This window comes from Mycobacterium sp. (assembly GCF_046095365.1).
Lineage (GTDB): Bacteria > Actinomycetota > Actinomycetes > Mycobacteriales > Mycobacteriaceae > Mycobacterium.
On sequence record NZ_JBJTJF010000036.1, the window covers coordinates 1 to 15,017 of the forward strand.

The 15,017-nt window shown below is 70.9% G+C and carries 11 protein-coding genes and 5 pseudogenes; 2 read left to right on the forward strand and 14 right to left on the reverse strand.

Features of this window, described 5'->3' with window-relative positions; genetic code table 11:
• From ACKOQ4_RS02705 to manA, 13 genes and pseudogenes are all read right to left on the reverse strand, one after another.
• Nucleotides 1–363: pseudogene (locus ACKOQ4_RS02705) on the reverse strand (hypothetical protein); the annotation flags it as partial.
• Nucleotides 364–517: 154 nt separating this feature from the next.
• Nucleotides 518–1,189: a ribosome hibernation-promoting factor, HPF/YfiA family gene (gene hpf / locus ACKOQ4_RS02710; RefSeq protein ID WP_526288579.1), complete on the reverse strand. Its 672-nt coding sequence runs from the start codon at nucleotides 1,187–1,189 to the stop codon at nucleotides 518–520.
• Between the two features lie 214 nt (nucleotides 1,190–1,403).
• Nucleotides 1,404–2,033 (reverse strand): ComF family protein, encoded by a 630-nt coding sequence (locus tag ACKOQ4_RS02715; protein ID WP_526288581.1) that lies wholly within the window; start codon nucleotides 2,031–2,033, stop codon nucleotides 1,404–1,406.
• A gap of 42 nt (nucleotides 2,034–2,075) precedes the next feature.
• Nucleotides 2,076–3,827, reverse strand: a complete 1,752-nt coding sequence (gene lpqB / locus ACKOQ4_RS02720; RefSeq protein WP_526288595.1) for an MtrAB system accessory lipoprotein LpqB — start codon at nucleotides 3,825–3,827, stop codon at nucleotides 2,076–2,078.
• Nucleotides 3,827–5,458 carry an MtrAB system histidine kinase MtrB gene (gene mtrB, locus ACKOQ4_RS02725; RefSeq protein WP_526288583.1) on the reverse strand — a complete coding sequence of 544 codons (1,632 nt, stop codon included), beginning with the start codon at nucleotides 5,456–5,458 and terminating at the stop codon, nucleotides 3,827–3,829. Before mtrB ends, lpqB begins: the two co-directional genes overlap by 1 nt.
• 40 nt (nucleotides 5,459–5,498) lie before the next feature.
• On the reverse strand, nucleotides 5,499–6,185 hold the full coding sequence (gene mtrA, locus ACKOQ4_RS02730) for a two-component system response regulator MtrA (RefSeq protein ID WP_526288585.1): 687 nt from the start codon (nucleotides 6,183–6,185) through the stop codon (nucleotides 5,499–5,501).
• A 54-nt stretch (nucleotides 6,186–6,239) separates the two neighbouring features.
• On the reverse strand, nucleotides 6,240–6,869 hold the full coding sequence (locus ACKOQ4_RS02735) for a dTMP kinase (RefSeq protein WP_526288587.1): 630 nt from the start codon (nucleotides 6,867–6,869) through the stop codon (nucleotides 6,240–6,242).
• Between the two features lie 29 nt (nucleotides 6,870–6,898).
• Entirely contained in the window at nucleotides 6,899–8,176 is a 1,278-nt protein-coding gene (locus ACKOQ4_RS02740; RefSeq protein ID WP_526288597.1) for an alpha/beta fold hydrolase, read from the reverse strand.
• A 67-nt stretch (nucleotides 8,177–8,243) separates the two neighbouring features.
• Nucleotides 8,244–9,713, reverse strand: coding sequence for an adenosylhomocysteinase (gene ahcY / locus ACKOQ4_RS02745; protein ID WP_526288589.1), 1,470 nt, complete (start codon nucleotides 9,711–9,713; stop codon nucleotides 8,244–8,246).
• Nucleotides 9,714–9,747: 34 nt separating this feature from the next.
• Nucleotides 9,748–10,302 carry a TetR/AcrR family transcriptional regulator gene (locus ACKOQ4_RS02750; RefSeq protein WP_526288599.1) on the reverse strand — a complete coding sequence of 185 codons (555 nt, stop codon included), beginning with the start codon at nucleotides 10,300–10,302 and terminating at the stop codon, nucleotides 9,748–9,750.
• 36 nt (nucleotides 10,303–10,338) lie between these two features.
• Nucleotides 10,339–11,823: an amino acid permease gene (locus ACKOQ4_RS02755; protein WP_526288591.1), complete on the reverse strand. Its 1,485-nt coding sequence runs from the start codon at nucleotides 11,821–11,823 to the stop codon at nucleotides 10,339–10,341.
• An 11-nt stretch (nucleotides 11,824–11,834) separates the two neighbouring features.
• Nucleotides 11,835–12,755: a cation diffusion facilitator family transporter gene (locus tag ACKOQ4_RS02760; protein WP_526288593.1), complete on the reverse strand. Its 921-nt coding sequence runs from the start codon at nucleotides 12,753–12,755 to the stop codon at nucleotides 11,835–11,837.
• Between the two features lie 35 nt (nucleotides 12,756–12,790).
• Nucleotides 12,791–13,690: pseudogene (manA, locus tag ACKOQ4_RS02765) on the reverse strand (mannose-6-phosphate isomerase, class I); the annotation flags it as partial.
• On the opposite strand from manA, the pseudogene ACKOQ4_RS02770 reads away from it, so the two are divergent.
• Nucleotides 13,667–14,038 (forward strand): annotated as a pseudogene (locus ACKOQ4_RS02770) (TobH protein); the annotation flags it as partial. The pseudogenes manA and ACKOQ4_RS02770 sit on opposite strands and share 24 nt — an antisense overlap.
• Before the next feature lie 6 nt (nucleotides 14,039–14,044).
• Nucleotides 14,045–14,398: pseudogene (locus ACKOQ4_RS02775) on the forward strand (type I phosphomannose isomerase catalytic subunit); the annotation flags it as partial.
• Here ACKOQ4_RS02775 and ACKOQ4_RS02780 read toward each other — a convergent pair.
• Nucleotides 14,366–15,017, reverse strand: a pseudogene (locus tag ACKOQ4_RS02780) (TobH protein); the annotation flags it as partial. The pseudogenes ACKOQ4_RS02775 and ACKOQ4_RS02780 overlap by 33 nt on opposite strands.

Here is a 15,017-nt window from a genome sequence, read left to right on the forward strand (position 1 = left end):
GGGCCGCACCCGCGAGTCGGATCGGGCCGGCTGGACGGCTGCCGCCGGCAGCGACACCGGAGTCGACGGGACGACGGCGGTGTCCGCGGCGGCGGCGCTGCGACCCCGCACGCGCGACCGGGCCTCGGCCCCGGGCGTGCCCGCACCGGGGTGGGCCGAGCCGCGCACCACGGGCTTCGGGGTACCTCCGGTGCCGGAGGAATCCCCCCGCGTGGTGTCGGCGGAGGCGACCGGCGTCGCGCAGGCCGCGACACCGATGCCCACGCCCAACGCGACAGCGAGCCCACCGACCCGGCCCACGTATCGCCCGACCCGGGACGGGGCGCGGCCTTGGTCGTGACGCACGGATTCGCCGAAAGGCATGGCTTTCTCCCTGCACGGTCGATGACAGACCCGACCCTAACCAGGGCACCACGCCACCGGCTCGCCAGGCGAGCCGAATCAAGCCACCGGCTCGCCAGGCGAGCCGAATCAACCCACCGGCTCGCCAGGCGAGCCGAATCAAGCCACCGGCTCGCTAGGCGAGCCGAATCAAGCCGTAGTCGTAGGCGTGCCTGCGGTAGACCACCGAGGGCCGGTCGGTCTCCTTGTCGTGGAACAGGAAGAAGTCGTGGCCCACCAGCTCCATCTCGTAGAGCGCGTCATCGACGGTCATCGGCTTGGCGGGGTGTTCCTTGACCCGCACGATCTGGCCGGGCTCGTGGTCCTCGACGACCGGCGCCGGGGCGGAGCCGTCCGGGTCGAAGGCCGCGGCCAGGTCGATCGGCGCCGCCTTGCCGACCGCCTGGTGCAGCGACTCGGGGGTCTTGTCGCCGTAGTGCACCCTGCGGCGGTCCTTGCCCCGGCGCACACGGCTCTCGAGTTTGTGCACGGCGGCCTCGAAGGCGCCGTAGAAACTGTCCGCGCAGCCCTCGCCGCGCACCACCGGGCCCCGGCCGTACGCGGTGATCTCGACGTGCTGGCAGTTCTTGCGCTGCCGGCGGTTGTTCTCGTGCTCGAGCTCGACGTCGAATCGCTGGATCGAGTTGTCGATCCGCTCGACGCGAGCGAGCTTCTGCCCCACGTAGATGCGGTAGTGATCGGGAATCTCGACGTTGCGGCCCGTCACCTGGACATCGGCGTTCGGGGCGGCTACGGACTCCTGGCCATCGGAGGAGGACTGCGAGGACTTCACGGATTGGGTTGACATACTTGGCAACTCGTTTCTCATGCGGGGGAAGCACGCGCTCGGGCGTGCCCGGCCTGTTGATGCTGCACGCGTCAATCCGGGACGCTCCCGGGGACGCCAGGGATCGAAGAACCACCTCCCTACGTCGCGGTGTGTCGAATCCGACGCTAGTCGCAGCGCACCGGCGGTGCCACCTTTTGGCCCAGCCGTATCCGGGTCTTTGGACACTTGTTACTCAGGCGTGCGCCAGGACCAGCACCGCCGCCACCGCCACCCCGCCCCCGACCAGGGTGCGGACGGCCTCGCGCGCGGTCGCGCCGGTGGTCACCACGTCGTCGACGACCAGGACCTCGCCGGCCGGCCGGGCGACCAGGCGAACCCGCCCGGCGATGTTGCGCTCCCGGGCCGCGCCGCCCAGGCCCACCGAGTCGCGGGCCGGTCCGACGGTGCGCAGGGCGCCGAGCACCGCGACGCCCGGGTTGGCTCCGACGGCGGCCGCTGCCACCCGGGCCACCGGGTCGCCCCCGCGCCGGCGCGCCGCCGCGCGGCGGGTCGGGGCCGGGACGACGGTCAGCGGCGGCCCGACGACGCCCCAGCTGAGCAGCCGGTGGATGCCCAGGGCCAGCGCCCGGGCCAACGGGACGGTCAGGTCGCGGCGGCCGTGCTCCTTGAGCCCGACGACGGCCCGCCGGCGCGGCCCGGCGTAGCGGCCCAGCGCGAACACCGGCACCCCCGGGTCGATGCGCGGGCTGACCAGGTGCGGCTGGTCGGCGTGCACCCGCAGAGCGGCCGCGCAGCAGTCGCACCAGCGGATGGACGGGGCCCCGCAACCCCCGCAGTTAAGCGGCAGCACCAGGTCGAGCACGCGTCGGAGTCTGCCGACCGGGTACGACACCGTGGGAACCGGTTAGCCCGGCATCACCGGTACCGCTCCGGGCGCCATGAACGGGCGCAGTTCCGACCAGGTCTGGGCGTCGGCGGCGCTGCCGGCCAGCAACTGCAGCACGCCGCGGGCGTCGGCCACGTAGACCGCCGACGGGTTGGCCGCCACCGCCGAGACCGGCATCACCAGGTTGTTGCTCGGGCCGTCGGAGTTCACCCCGTCGAGGTTGACGTAGGACACCGGGTGCGCCGGATCGTCGCGGGTGACCACCATGTCGTCGCCGGTGCGCCAGGACAGCGAGACCACCGAGTTGCCCAGGCCGAAGCCGATCCGGCGCGGGAAGGTCAGCGAGAACTCCCCGCCCGGGGTCTGCTCCACCCCGGCCAGCACCACCTGCCCGTCGATCACCATGGCCACCCGGGTGCTGTCCCGGGACAGCTGCAGTTCGGAGATCGTGCCGGGGAACCGGGAGGTGACCGCCGCGGAGTCCACCGGGATGCGGGCGGGCTCGCCGGAGGCCTCCTCCCGGATCACCCGGACCACGTTGTTGCCGTCGACCACCTCCCACACCGCGTCGTCGAGCGCCCAGGACGGCCGTGACAGCGTACGGCCGTCGGTGGCCAGCACCGCCTGTCCTCCGTTCGGCCCGATCCACAGCGACACCCCGGCGTCCGGCGGTGCGACCACCGAGGCCACGTCCTGGCCGGAACGGGACAGCGTCGCCGCTCGCTGGTCGGTCATCGTCCCGAACGATCCGGGAACCTTCACCGCGCGCTGACCGTCCAGCGCCATCATCGACCCGCCCATCAGCGCGTGCACGCCGGCCGAAGCCCCGTCGACCGCCCCCGGATCGGTGGCGGCCACATCGGTGGTCTTCCAGCCGTCGACGAACCGGTCGTCCAGCGGAGCACCGTCGACGTTGATCAGGTACGGGCCGCTGATGTCGGAGCGGGCCATCGTCCAAATCATTTGCGCGGCAAGCAGAAGACGGCTGGCCGGATCGGTGGTGGTGAGGTTCTCCAGGTCGACCCGGGCACCGCCGTAGCCCCGGCCCACGCCCGTCTTCCCGCCGTCGGCGCGGGTGACCGGTCCCCGGAGTTTCAGCGGCGGGCCGAGCAGGTTGCGCACCGCCTTGGCCATCTCCGGGCGCGGTCCGGCGACGAGTTTGTTCAGAAGTTCGGTGGGCAGCAGGTCCGGGTCGGACACCGCGACGTAGCGCGGGTCGGGGACGACCGTCTTGCCGGTCGGGTCGATGAAGTACAGCGTGTAGCGCTTGTAGGCGGATTGGAACTGCTGCCAGTCCAGGAAGACACCGTTGGGCAGCCGGTTGATCCGCCAGCCGTTGGGTGTCTGCACCAGTTCCAGCGACCCGGTGTCGGGCAGCTTGCCCTCACCGGTCTCGAACACACCGATGTCGGACAGCGAGCCGAGGATGTCGGCCTGCATGCTCACCGAAACCTTGTCCGCGGAACGGGTTTCGGTGAACACAACCTTGTCGATCAGCAGCGCGCTGCCCTGGTCGTCCCAGTCCTTGGAGGCGGACTCGGTGAGGAACTGCCGGGCCGCCAGGTGCCGGTTGGCCGGATCGCCGGTGGCTTTGAGGAACTCGCGCAGCAACTGGTCTGGGCTCATCGCCGGGTTGGGCTCGGGCAACTGCTTGGGGGCTTGTACCTGCACCGTGCCGATCGCCTGCGGCGCCGACGAATCCGGAACCCCGGCGCACGACGGCACAACAGCGATCAGCCCGGCCAGCAGCGCTGCCGGCAGCCTTCGGATCACACCCGCTCCCCCGCGGTCTCCCGCTGCCGAAGTCGTTCCGCCGCAGGCGGTTTCAGCGGCAGCGGGCTGGTAGTGACCTTGTGTCCGCGAACCAGCGGCAGGGTCAGCCGGAAGCAGGCTCCCTCTCCCGGCTCGCCCCAAGCCTCCAGCCTGCCCTGGTGCAGCCGGGCGTCCTCGATGCTGATCGCCAGACCCAGCCCGGTCCCGCCCGAGCGACGGACCCGGGACGGGTCAGAGCGCCAGAACCGGCTGAACACCAGCTTCTCCTCGCCGGGCCGCAGGCCCACCCCGTGATCGCGGACCGTGACGGCGACGGTGTCCTCGTCGGCGCCCATCCGGATCTGGACCGGCCGGTGCTCGGCGTGGTCGATGGCGTTGGCGATGAGGTTGCGCAGGATGCGCTCGACCCGGCGCGGGTCGACCTCGGCGATGACCGGATCCCCGGGCACCTCGACCTCGAGTTCGATGTTGGTCTCGGCCGCCAGGTGCCCGACGTTCCCGAGCGCCTTGTCGACCGTCGAGCGCAGGTCGACGGCCTCCACCGACAACTCGGCCACGCCGGCGTCGTGGCGGGAGATCTCCAGCAGGTCGTTGAGCAGCGTCTCGAACCGGTCGAGTTCGCTGACCAGCAGTTCGGTGGAGCGCCGCAGCGCCGGGTCGAGGTCCTCGCTGTGGTCGTAGATCAGGTCGGCGGCCATCCGGACCGTGGTCAGCGGGGTGCGCAACTCGTGGCTGACGTCGGAGGTGAACCGCCGCTGAAGGTTGCCGAACTCCTCCAGCGTGGTGATCTGGCGCTGCAGGCTCTCGGCCATGTCGTTGAACGACACCGCAAGCCGCGCCATGTCGTCCTCGCCGCGCACCGGCATCCGCTCGGACAGGTGGCCCTCGGCGAAGCGTTCGGCGGTCCGCGACGCCGACCGCACCGGGAGCACCACCTGCCGCGAGACCAGCAGGGCTATGCCGGCCAGCAGCAGCAACAGCACCAGCCCGCCGGTGGCCATCGTCCCGCGCACCAGCGTGATGGTGTTCTCCTCGTTGGTCAGCGGGAAGATCAGGTAGAGCTCCAGATTGCTCACCCGCGCCGGCACGGGTGTGCCGATCAGCAGGGCCGGCCCGGAGAAGCCCTCGGTGCGGACGGCGGCGTACTGGTAGCTGACCTGACCCGCCTTGACGAAATCACGCAGCGAACGCGGGATCTGGTCCACCGGGCCGGCCGAGGTGGCCTCCCGGGGCCCGTCGCCGGGCACCACCAGCACCGCGTCGAAGGTGCCGGCCAGCCCGGCGCCGGACGCCTGACCGGGCTTGGAGGTCAGGGTGTTGCGGGCCAGCTGCAGACTGGAATCCAGCGAGCGGGCCTCTTCCCCGCTGACGATGCCGCTGACGGTCCCGCGGGCCCGGTCCACCTCCTCGGTGGCCGCGCGCACCTTGACGTCGAGCACCCGGTTGGTGATCTGGCTGGTCAGCACGAACCCGAGGACCAGGATCACCGCGGCCGACAGGCCCAGGGTGAGCACCACCACGCGCAGTTGCAGGGAGCGACGCCAGATATGCCCGATCACCCGACTCAGCGCACTGGTGCCCCGGACCACCGGACCGGGCCGCATGCGCCGCCGCGTGCTGAAGATCAACCGGAACCCCGCGTCACGGGATCACCGGCGGCGCTTCGCGTCACGGGGGGCCGGCCTTGTAACCCACTCCTCGAACGGTGAGCACCACCTGCGGGTTCTCCGGATCCCTCTCGACCTTGGCCCGCAGCCGCTGGACGTGCACGTTCACCAGACGGGTGTCGGCGGGGTGCCGGTAACCCCACACCTGTTCGAGCAGCACATCTCGAGTAAACACCTGCCGCGGTTTGCGCGCCAACGCCACCAGCAGGTCGAACTCCAGCGGCGTCAGGGAGATCTGCTCGCCGTCGCGGGTGACCTTGTGCGCGGGCACGTCGATCTCGATGTCGCCGATGGACAGCATCTCAGCGGGCTCGTCCTCGTTGCGCCGCAGCCGGGCACGCACCCGGGCCACCAGCTCCTTGGGCTTGAACGGCTTCATCACGTAGTCGTCGGCGCCGGACTCCAGGCCGAGCACCACGTCGACGGTGTCGGTCTTGGCCGTCAGCATGACGATCGGGACACCGGAGTCCGCGCGCAGCACCCGGCACACGTCGATGCCGTTCATGCCGGGCAGCATCAAGTCGAGCAGCACCAGGTCGGGCCGCAGCTCGCGCACCGCGGTCAGCGCTTGGGTGCCATCGCCGATGACCGCCGTCTCGAACCCCTCGTTGCGCAGCACGATGGTGAGCATCTCCGCCAGCGAGGGGTCGTCGTCAACAACCAGGATCCGTTGCCTCATGGCGTCCATAGTGGCACCGAATCGCGTCAATTCCCGGCTGCCACGCGCCGCGTCTTTCCCCGGCTAAGCCAGCAGTTCCGCCGCGAGCCGGCCGGGATCGACCCCGGCGCCGGCCACCGTCCAGCGGCCGTGCCAGTCCGCGGCGGCCAGCCCGGCATACACCGCGGCGGTCCGGTGCTGCAGGCCCTCGTCGCGCTCGTAGGCGTCCCGCGCCCGTTCGGAGTCCTCGTCGGCCCGGCGGCGGGCCCGCTGAGCAGCCAGTTCCACGGTGACGTCGAGCAGTATCTGGCGGTCCGGCTCGGGCAGGCCCAGCCGGCCGAATTCCAGGTCGGCCACCCACGACACCACCTCACCGGCGGCGTCCTGGTGCAGACGCGCGGCGCTGTAGGCGGCGTTGGAGGCGACGTACCGGTCCAGGATGACCACGTCGTGGCTTGTGCACAGCGCGCCGATCCGATCCCTGGCCCCGGCCCGGTCCAGGGCGAACAGCACCGCCATCGCATACACCGAGCCGGCCAGGTCGCCGTGCCGGCCGTGCAGGGCCTCGCTGGCCAGGTCGGCGGTGACGGACTGCCCGTAGCGGGGAAAGGCCAGCGTGCCCACCGAGCGGCCGGCGTCGGCGAACGCGCGTGCCAGGCCGCCGCCCAGGGTTCGCTTGCCCGCGCCGTCGAGGCCCTCGATCACGATCAGCACGCCGGAGAGCCTAGCCCGGCGACCACCTGTCAGAACGCTCCGCAGTTCGGTGTCGTCGGCGCCGCGTTGAACCGGTCGGCCAGCCATTGCATGACCCGCTCCCCGTCGACCAGGAACGGCAGCGCGTGGTTGACGGCGAGCTTGTTGAACAGCGGCGGTTGCTCGTTGGTCCAGAACTGGACGTCGGCGCCCCGGGCGCACCAGTCCCGGCCCAGTTGGGCGGCCGGGCCCCACGGCACCAGCGGGTCGTACCGGTTGGAGAGGATGAAGACCGGCGCCTGCGGCCGCAGCCGCCCCAGCTTCTGGGCCTCGAAAACCGCGCGGAACAGCGGGTTGCCGGCCACCTCGGAGACGTCGGCGGCGAAGAAGTCCTGCAGGTGCTTGAACCGGAACCGCAGGACCGTCTCGGCGATGCACTGGGTGGCGGTGTCCGCCAGCAGCTTTTCCCCCATCGGGGTCAGGGTGGCGCGGATCGTGGCGGTGTACTCGGGGTAGGTGGCGATCGCCGAGTTCAGCGCGTAGCCGATCACCCCGGCCAGCACGCTGCCGTCGGTGAACGGGATCTGCTCGAGCAGGTCCGCCGGCGGCGCACCGGCCACCGCTCCGACGATGTTGAGTTCGGGGGCGTAGTCCGGGGCGAGTTCGGCCGCGGCCGCCGACGCCCCGCCGCCCTGGGAGTAGCCCATCAGCGCCACCGGGCCGTTCGGGTGGAGCGAGGTTCCGGGCAGCCGCATCGCCGCGCGGCCGGCGTCGAGCATGGCGTCGGCCTCGGCGACCCGGTTGACGTAGGTGTGCACCCCTGGCGTGCCCAGGCCCTGGTAGTCGGTCATCACCACGGCGAAGCCGCGGGCGACCAGGGTCGAGACGTACAACGCCTCGTAGTTGAACGCCAGGTCCAGAAAGGGCGCGAAGTGAACGCCCTGGTTGAACTGGCGCGACGGCGCGCACTGGTCGCCCAGGCCCTGGGTGCCCGGGCCGTAGACCAGCAGCGGCCGCGGACCGGCCCCCGGCCACGGGTTGTACGGCTCGAAGTAGGTGCCGGTCACCGCCATCGGGTTCCCCCGCGAGTCGACGCTGCGGTACATGATCCGGGTGCCGGTGGCCATGATGGCGCCCAGCTGTCCGGACGGTTCGAGCACCAGCGCCGACGCCTCGGTGCGGATCAGGTCTCCGGGCCGGCCCGGCGGCAGCGGATCGGGCGGGGTGTAGAAGGCGGTGTACTCGTCGTCGTTGTAGTACGGGTCGTCCGGGTGGTAGGGGTCGTCGGCGTGCGCACGTGCGGGACCCGGGAGTCCGGCGATGAGCAGGGCGGCCAGCAGCGCACCCCACCGCGCCGTGTCAGCCACGGCCGCAAGCTACCACCGGGGACGCGGGTCAGTAGCGGTAATGCTCCGGCTTGTAAGGGCCCTCGACGTCGACGTTGATGTACTCGGCCTGATCCTTGGTCAGCTTCGTCAGCGAACCGCCGAGCGCCTCGACGTGGATGCGCGCGACCTTCTCGTCGAGGATCTTGGGCAGCCGGTAGACCTCGTTGTCGTACTCGTCGTTCTTGGTCCACAGTTCGATCTGGGCGATCACCTGGTTGGAGAAGCTGTTGCTCATCACGAACGACGGGTGGCCGGTGGCGTTGCCCAGGTTGAGCAGCCGGCCCTCGCTGAGCACGATGATGGAATGCCCGTCGGGGAAGACGAATTCGTCGACCTGGGGCTTGATGTTGATCCGGCGGATGGCCGGGTCGCGCTCGAGGCGGGCCATCTCGATCTCGTTGTCGAAGTGGCCGATGTTGCCCAGGATCGCCTTGTCCTTCATGGCCCGCATGTGATCGAGGGTGATGATGTCCTTGTTGCCGGTGGCGGTGACGACGATGTCGGCCCAGCCGATGGCCTCGTCGACGGTCTTGACCTCGAAGCCGTCCATCATCGCCTGCAGGGCGTTGATCGGGTCGATCTCGGTGACCGCCACCCGCGCGCCCTGGGCCTTGAGCGCCTCGGCGCAGCCCTTGCCGACGTCGCCGTAGCCGCAGACCAGCGCGGCCTTGCCGCCGATCAGCACGTCGGTGCCGCGGTTGATGCCGTCGATCAGCGAGTGCCGGGTGCCGTACTTGTTGTCGAACTTGCTCTTGGTGACCGAGTCGTTGACGTTGATCGCCGGGAAGACCAGTTCGCCGGCCGCGGCGAACTGGTAGAGGCGCAGCACGCCGGTGGTGGTCTCCTCGGTGACGCCCTTGACCGAGTCGGCGATGCGGGTCCACTTGTGCGGGTCGGCCTTGAGGCTGTCGCGCAGCAGGTTGAGGAAGACCGTGTACTCCGCGGAGTCGTCGTCCTCGCCGGGGGGAACCACGCCGGCCCGCTCGAACTGCGCGCCGCGCAGCACCAGCATGGTGGCGTCACCGCCGTCGTCGAGGATCATGTTCGCCGGTTCACCCGGCCAGGTGAGCATCTGCTCGGCGGCCCACCAGTACTCCTCCAGCGACTCACCCTTCCAGGCGAACACCGGGGTTCCCAGCGGCTGCTCGGGGGTGCCGTTGGGGCCGACGACGACGGCGGCGGCGGCATGGTCCTGGGTGGAGAAGATGTTGCACGACGCCCAGCGGACCTCGGCGCCGAGAGCGACCAGCGTCTCGATCAGCACCGCGGTCTGCACGGTCATGTGCAGCGAACCGGAGATCCGGGCGCCCTTGAGCGGCAGCACGTCGGCGTACTCGCGGCGCAACGCCATCAGGCCCGGCATCTCGTGCTCGGCCAGCCGGATCTCCTTGCGGCCGAACTCGGCGAGCGAGAGGTCGGCGACCTTGTAGTCGATGCCGTTGCGGGAGTCTGCGGTCATGGTCTGCAGGGAAGTCATGGCGAACACGGTAACCCGGCCCAGCTCACAGCCACTAATCGGCCTCTGATCGCACCCCGGCGCCCCCGTAGCGCTCGGCGAACGGCGTCATCAGCCGGGCGAGGTCGGCGGCGACGTCGTGATCGGCCTCCGGCGGCATCGACACGTAGCTGATGGCCAGGCGCACGATCGCGCGGGCCAGCACCCCGGCGTCCTCGGCGGGGGCCTGCACCCAGCTGTCGACCAGCGCCCCGGCGAGCCGGCTCGAGCAGTGGGTGATGATCGGACCGCTGCCGGTGGTGATGATCTGCAGCAGATCGGGTTTGGCGGCCCCGTTCAGCAGGGAGATGACCAGCGGGTCGGCGGCCGAGGCGGCGAAGAACGACCGGAACCCGGCCAGGAACGCACCGTAGACGTTGCCGACGTTGGAGACGATCGCGCTGTCGATGTCGTCGACCAGCCGGTCGGCCAGCCGAAGCGCGTAGGCCTGGGCCAGACCCTGGCGCGAGCCGAACTCGTTGTAGATGGTCTGCCGGCTCACGCCGGCCGACCTCGCCACCTCGGAGAGCGTGATCGCCGACCAGTCCGTGCGCAGCAACTCCCGGCGCATCGCGTCGAGCACCGTGTCGCGCAGGCTCTCCCCCACCTAGCGCGCGGCCGGCGTACCGGCGGCCAGGCGCTGGCCGAGGACCGAGTGCCGGTAGCCGTAGAGCGCGTATACCGCGACACCCACCGCCATCCACACCACGAACCGGATCCAGGTGAGCGCGGTCAGATTGAGCATCAGCCACAGGCAGGCCAGGATCGACAGCACCGGCAGCACCGGCACGAACGGCGCCCGGAAGCCGCGGTCCAGATCGGGCCGGGTGCGCCGCAGCACGATCACCCCGGCGGAGACCAGGACGAAGGCGAACAGCGTCCCGACGTTGACCATCTCCTCCAGTTTGGACATCGGGAACAGCGACGCCGCCACGGCGATGAGGACGGCGATGAGGACCATGATCCGCACCGGGGTTCCGCGCGAGCCGGTCCGGGCCAGGCGGCGCGGCAGCAGGCCGTCCCTCGCCATCGCGAAGAACACCCGCGACAGGCCGAGCATGATCACCATCACCACCGTGGTGAGACCGGCCAGCGCACCGATGGAGATGATCACCGCAGCCCAGTTGACGCCGTTGAGCGAGAACGCGGTGGCCAGGTTGGCGTGGCCGTGCGCGGTGTCCTGCAGTTCGGTGTAGCGCACCATTCCCGACAGCACCACCGACACCGCGATGTAGAGGACGGTGACGATGCCCAGCGAGGCCAGGATCCCGCGGGGCACGTCGCGCTGCGGGTCGCGGGTCTCCTCGGCGGTGGTGGCCACGATGTCGAAGCCGATGAACGCGAAGAACACGATCGACGCGCCGGCCAGCACGCCGTACCAGCCGTAGTGGCTGCCGCCGGCTCCGGTCATCAGCGAGAAGAGCGACTGGTTGACACCGGTTCCCGCCGCCCCTTCGCCGGTCTGGGCCGGCGGGATGAACGGCGAGAAGTTCTCCGGCTTGATGTAGAAGGCGCCGACGACGACCACCAGCACGACGACCGCGACCTTGATGGCGGTGACCGCCGCCGAGAAATTCGACGACAACTTGGTGCCCAGCGTCAGCAGGACAGACACCACGCTGATGATCAGCAGGGCACCCCAGTCGAAGCTGACCGGCCCGAGATCGGTTGTGCCGCCTGAGAAGCCGAAGACGGTGCCAAGATAACTCGACCAGCCCTTGGCCACCACGGCCGCTCCGACGGCGAATTCCAGGATCAGGTCCCAGCCGATGATCCAGGCGACGAACTCGCCGAAGGTCGCGTAGGAGAAGGTATAGGCGCTGCCGGCCACCGGCAGGGTGGAGGCGAACTCCGCGTAGCACAGGGCGGCCAGACCGCAGGTGACCGCGGCGATGGTGAAGGAGATGGACAGCGCCGGTCCGGTGATGTTGCCGAACGTGGTGGCGGTGACGGTGAAGATGCCGGCGCCGATGACGACGGACACTCCGAAGACCGTCAGATCCCACCAGCTGAGGTCCTTGCGCAGCCGGGTCTCGGGCTCGTCGGTGTCGCTGATCGACTGCTCGACCGATTTGGTGCGCGCGGCGGCCATGCGCGCAGACGCTACCGGGCCAGCGACCTGTCGAGGTCGGGTTCGAGGTAGATCACCGTGGCGGTCGGCACGGCGGCGCGCACCGCGGCCTCCGCCCGGTCGATGGCCGACGCGACGGTGGCCAGGTCGGTCGTGGGCGCCAGCGCGATCTTCGCGCCGACCAGCATCTCCTCCGGTCCGAGGTACTGGGTGCGCAGGTGGATGATCCGATCGACGTGCTCGGTCTGTTCCAGGGCGCCGCGGATCGAGTCGAGTTCGGCCGCGGTCGCGCCCTCCCCGATCAGCAGGCTGTGCATCTCGATCATCAGCACAACTGCGATGACCCCCAGCAGGATCCCGATCATCAGCGTGCCGACGCCGTCCCACACCGGGTCACCGGTCAGGATGGTCAGTCCGACCCCGAACAGCGCGAAGACCAGACCGAGCAGGGCGCCGGTGTCCTCCAGCAACACCACCGGAAGTTCGGGGTTGCGCGACTGGCGGATGAACTGCCACCAGCTGGCGGCCCCCTTGAGCGGTCTGGACTCCACCACCGCGGTGCGGAAGCTGTAGGACTCCAGCCCGATGGCCACCAGCAGGATGACGATCGCGATCACCGGGGCGGTCAGCGGCTCGGGGTGCACGATCTTGTGGTAGCCCTCGTAGACCGCGAAGACCGCGCCGAGGGAGAACAGAACAAGCGCCACCACGAAGGAGTAGAAGAACCGGGCCCGGCCGTAGCCGAACTGGTGCAACTCGGTCGCGTCGCGCCGGGACTTGCGCTGACCGAGCAGCAGCAGCGCCTGGTTGGAGGTGTCGGCCACCGAGTGCACCGACTCGGCCAGCATCGACGAGCTGCGGGTGAGCAGAAAGCCGATGAACTTGGCGACCGCGATCCCGGCGTTGGCCGTCAGCGCCGCCACGATCGCCCGGGTGCTGCCGGATGCCGACATTCCCTATCCCTCCCGAAGGCCGGCCGGACCGGCGATCACAGGCCAACCGTAGCGCGGAACACCCGGCTGGGCACCGAGGCCTGCACCCGGATCGGGACGTCATCGGCGGCCACCCAGGCCGCCTGGCCGCGGTCGATGCGCACACCTGCGCCGTCCCCGGCATTGCCCCGGGCGGTCACCGACCCCTGCGTGCAGACCAGGATCTGCGGGCCGGCGTGGCGCGACGGCGCCTCGATCTCCCGCCCCAGGTCCTCTCCGTCGAGGGTCAACTGGGATGCGGCGAACTCCGCCGTCGGGGTGTTGTAGATCAGCTCGATGCCGTCCCGGCGGGTGCCCACCCGGGCGTCGGGAACCGGGTTGAAGTCCAGCACCCGCAGCAGTTCGGGTACGTCGACGTGTTTGGGTGTCAGCCCGCCGCGAAGGACGTTGTCGGAGTTGGCCATCACCTCCATCGCCACACCGTTGAGGTAGCTGTGCAGGTTGCCCGCGGGCAGGAAGATGCCCTCGCCGGGGCGCAGCGCGATCCGGTTGAGCAGCAGCGCGGCCAGCACGCCGGCGTCCCCGGGATAACGCTCACCGAGCTCAAGTATCGTTCTGGCCTCGCTGGCGTATTCGGTTGCCCCCGAACGGATGTAGCGCACCGCACCCTCCAGGACGGCGGAGATCAGAGTGTCGATGTAGGGCTGCGGCGCGGTGATCCAGGTGGTGAAAAGCGCCCGCAGGCCGGCGGCGTCGGACTCTCCGGACAGCAGTGCGACGTAGGGGTCGAGTTCGGGTACGGCAAGCGCGCGCATGAACTCGTGCGTCAGCGCGGCCGGCCGGAAGCCGGCCAGCGCGTCGAACTCCGAGAGCGCCACCAGCAGTTCGGGCTTGGGATTGCGGTCGCGATAGTTGCGCACCGGCGAGGTGACCGGCACGCCGGCGCGGTGCTGCTGCGGGTCGCCGGCCGGCCGGTGGCGGCCGCCGGACTGGCCGACGCGCTCGCGGCGTTGCGCCGCGCAGACGGCGGCGGGCCCACCGACCCGGTCGACGCACTGTTCCACGACGAGGAGTTCGACGGCCCGCTGCCGGCCCGTCCGCGGGTGCTGGCGCTGGCCCTCGCCGACGAGCGCCAGGTGCTGTCCGCGCGGATCTCCGGCGCCGACGTCGACCTGGTGGGGGTCGAGGACGTCGGGGAGGCGGGCTCGGTGCCGGCGGGCAACGCCGGCGCCGAACAGCAGCTGGCCACGCTGGCGGTGCGGTTGGAGATGGCCGCGGTGTACCTGGGACTGACAGGGGGTTAGCGAACAGTGCAACTGATACACGGAGCCGTCCGCACCTACGCGTGGGGTTCGCGAACCGCGATCGCCGAGTTCACCGGGCGGCCGGCGCCGACCGCGCACCCGGAGGCCGAACTGTGGTTCGGGGCCCATCCCGGCGGCCCGGCCGTGCTGGAGGGCCCCGGCGGTCAGACGTCTCTGATCGACGCGATCGCCGCCGACCCGGACGGCGAACTGGGCCCCGCGGTGCGGCGCCGCTTCGGCGACGTGCTGCCTTTCCTGGTCAAGGTGCTCGCCGCCGACGAACCGCTGTCGCTGCAGGCGCACCCGAGCCCGGAGCAGGCCGAGGACGGCTACGACCGGGAGGACCGCGCCGGCGTGCCGGGCCAGCGCACGGGTGGCCGCGCAGTCACCGGCCAGCACCACCGGCCGGTGTGACATCCGCTCGGCCAGCAGCTTGGCCGGGTTGGTGAAGACCTCGCGGAACGCGCTGTTGCGCAGCGACTCGGCGTCGAGTTCGTCGGCCAGCGCGCCCAGGGCGGAGTCGAAAGCCGGGTCCACCGCCGCGAGCACGGCCAGCCCGGCGGCGAGGTAGCGGCTCAGCCCGAACTCCTCGGGGACCCACAGCCGCGGCGCCAGCACCGCCGCCCGGCCCGCGGTGGCATCGCGCAGCGGACCCTCGAACGGCGCGGCCACCACCACCCGGGCGCCGCGCTTGACGGCGGTGGCGGCGGCGGCCACCAGCGTCGGATCGCCGGGGTCGTCGCCGGCGACGACGAGCACGTCCAGCGGTCCGATCCACGGCAGCGTGTCGGACGCCGGCACCAGCGGCTCGCCGGCCCGGGCGCCCAGGGCAGCCGCGAGCATCGCGCCGGCGGCCTCGGCCGGGCCGCGGCCGGCCAGCCAGATGACGGTCCGCGGCCGCGCGCCGTCCAGCTGCGCCAGGGCGCCTTCCTCGACGGCGGCGGCGGTCGCCCGGACCTGGGCCCCGGCCATCGCCGAG

Excerpts from the sequence above, each read along its gene's own strand:
- ACKOQ4_RS02755 (WP_526288591.1), bottom strand. The coding sequence starts at position 11,823 with ATGGCCGCCGCGCGCACCAAATCGGTCGAGCAGTCGATCAGCGACACC.
- mtrA (WP_526288585.1), bottom strand. The coding sequence starts at position 6,185 with ATGGACGCCATGAGGCAACGGATCCTGGTTGTTGACGACGACCCCTCG.
- ahcY (WP_526288589.1), bottom strand. The coding sequence starts at position 9,713 with ATGACTTCCCTGCAGACCATGACCGCAGACTCCCGCAACGGCATCGAC.
- ACKOQ4_RS02760 (WP_526288593.1), bottom strand. The coding sequence starts at position 12,755 with ATGTCGGCATCCGGCAGCACCCGGGCGATCGTGGCGGCGCTGACGGCC.
- hpf (WP_526288579.1), bottom strand. The coding sequence starts at position 1,189 with ATGTCAACCCAATCCGTGAAGTCCTCGCAGTCCTCCTCCGATGGCCAG.
- ACKOQ4_RS02750 (WP_526288599.1), bottom strand. The coding sequence starts at position 10,302 with ATGCGCCGGGAGTTGCTGCGCACGGACTGGTCGGCGATCACGCTCTCC.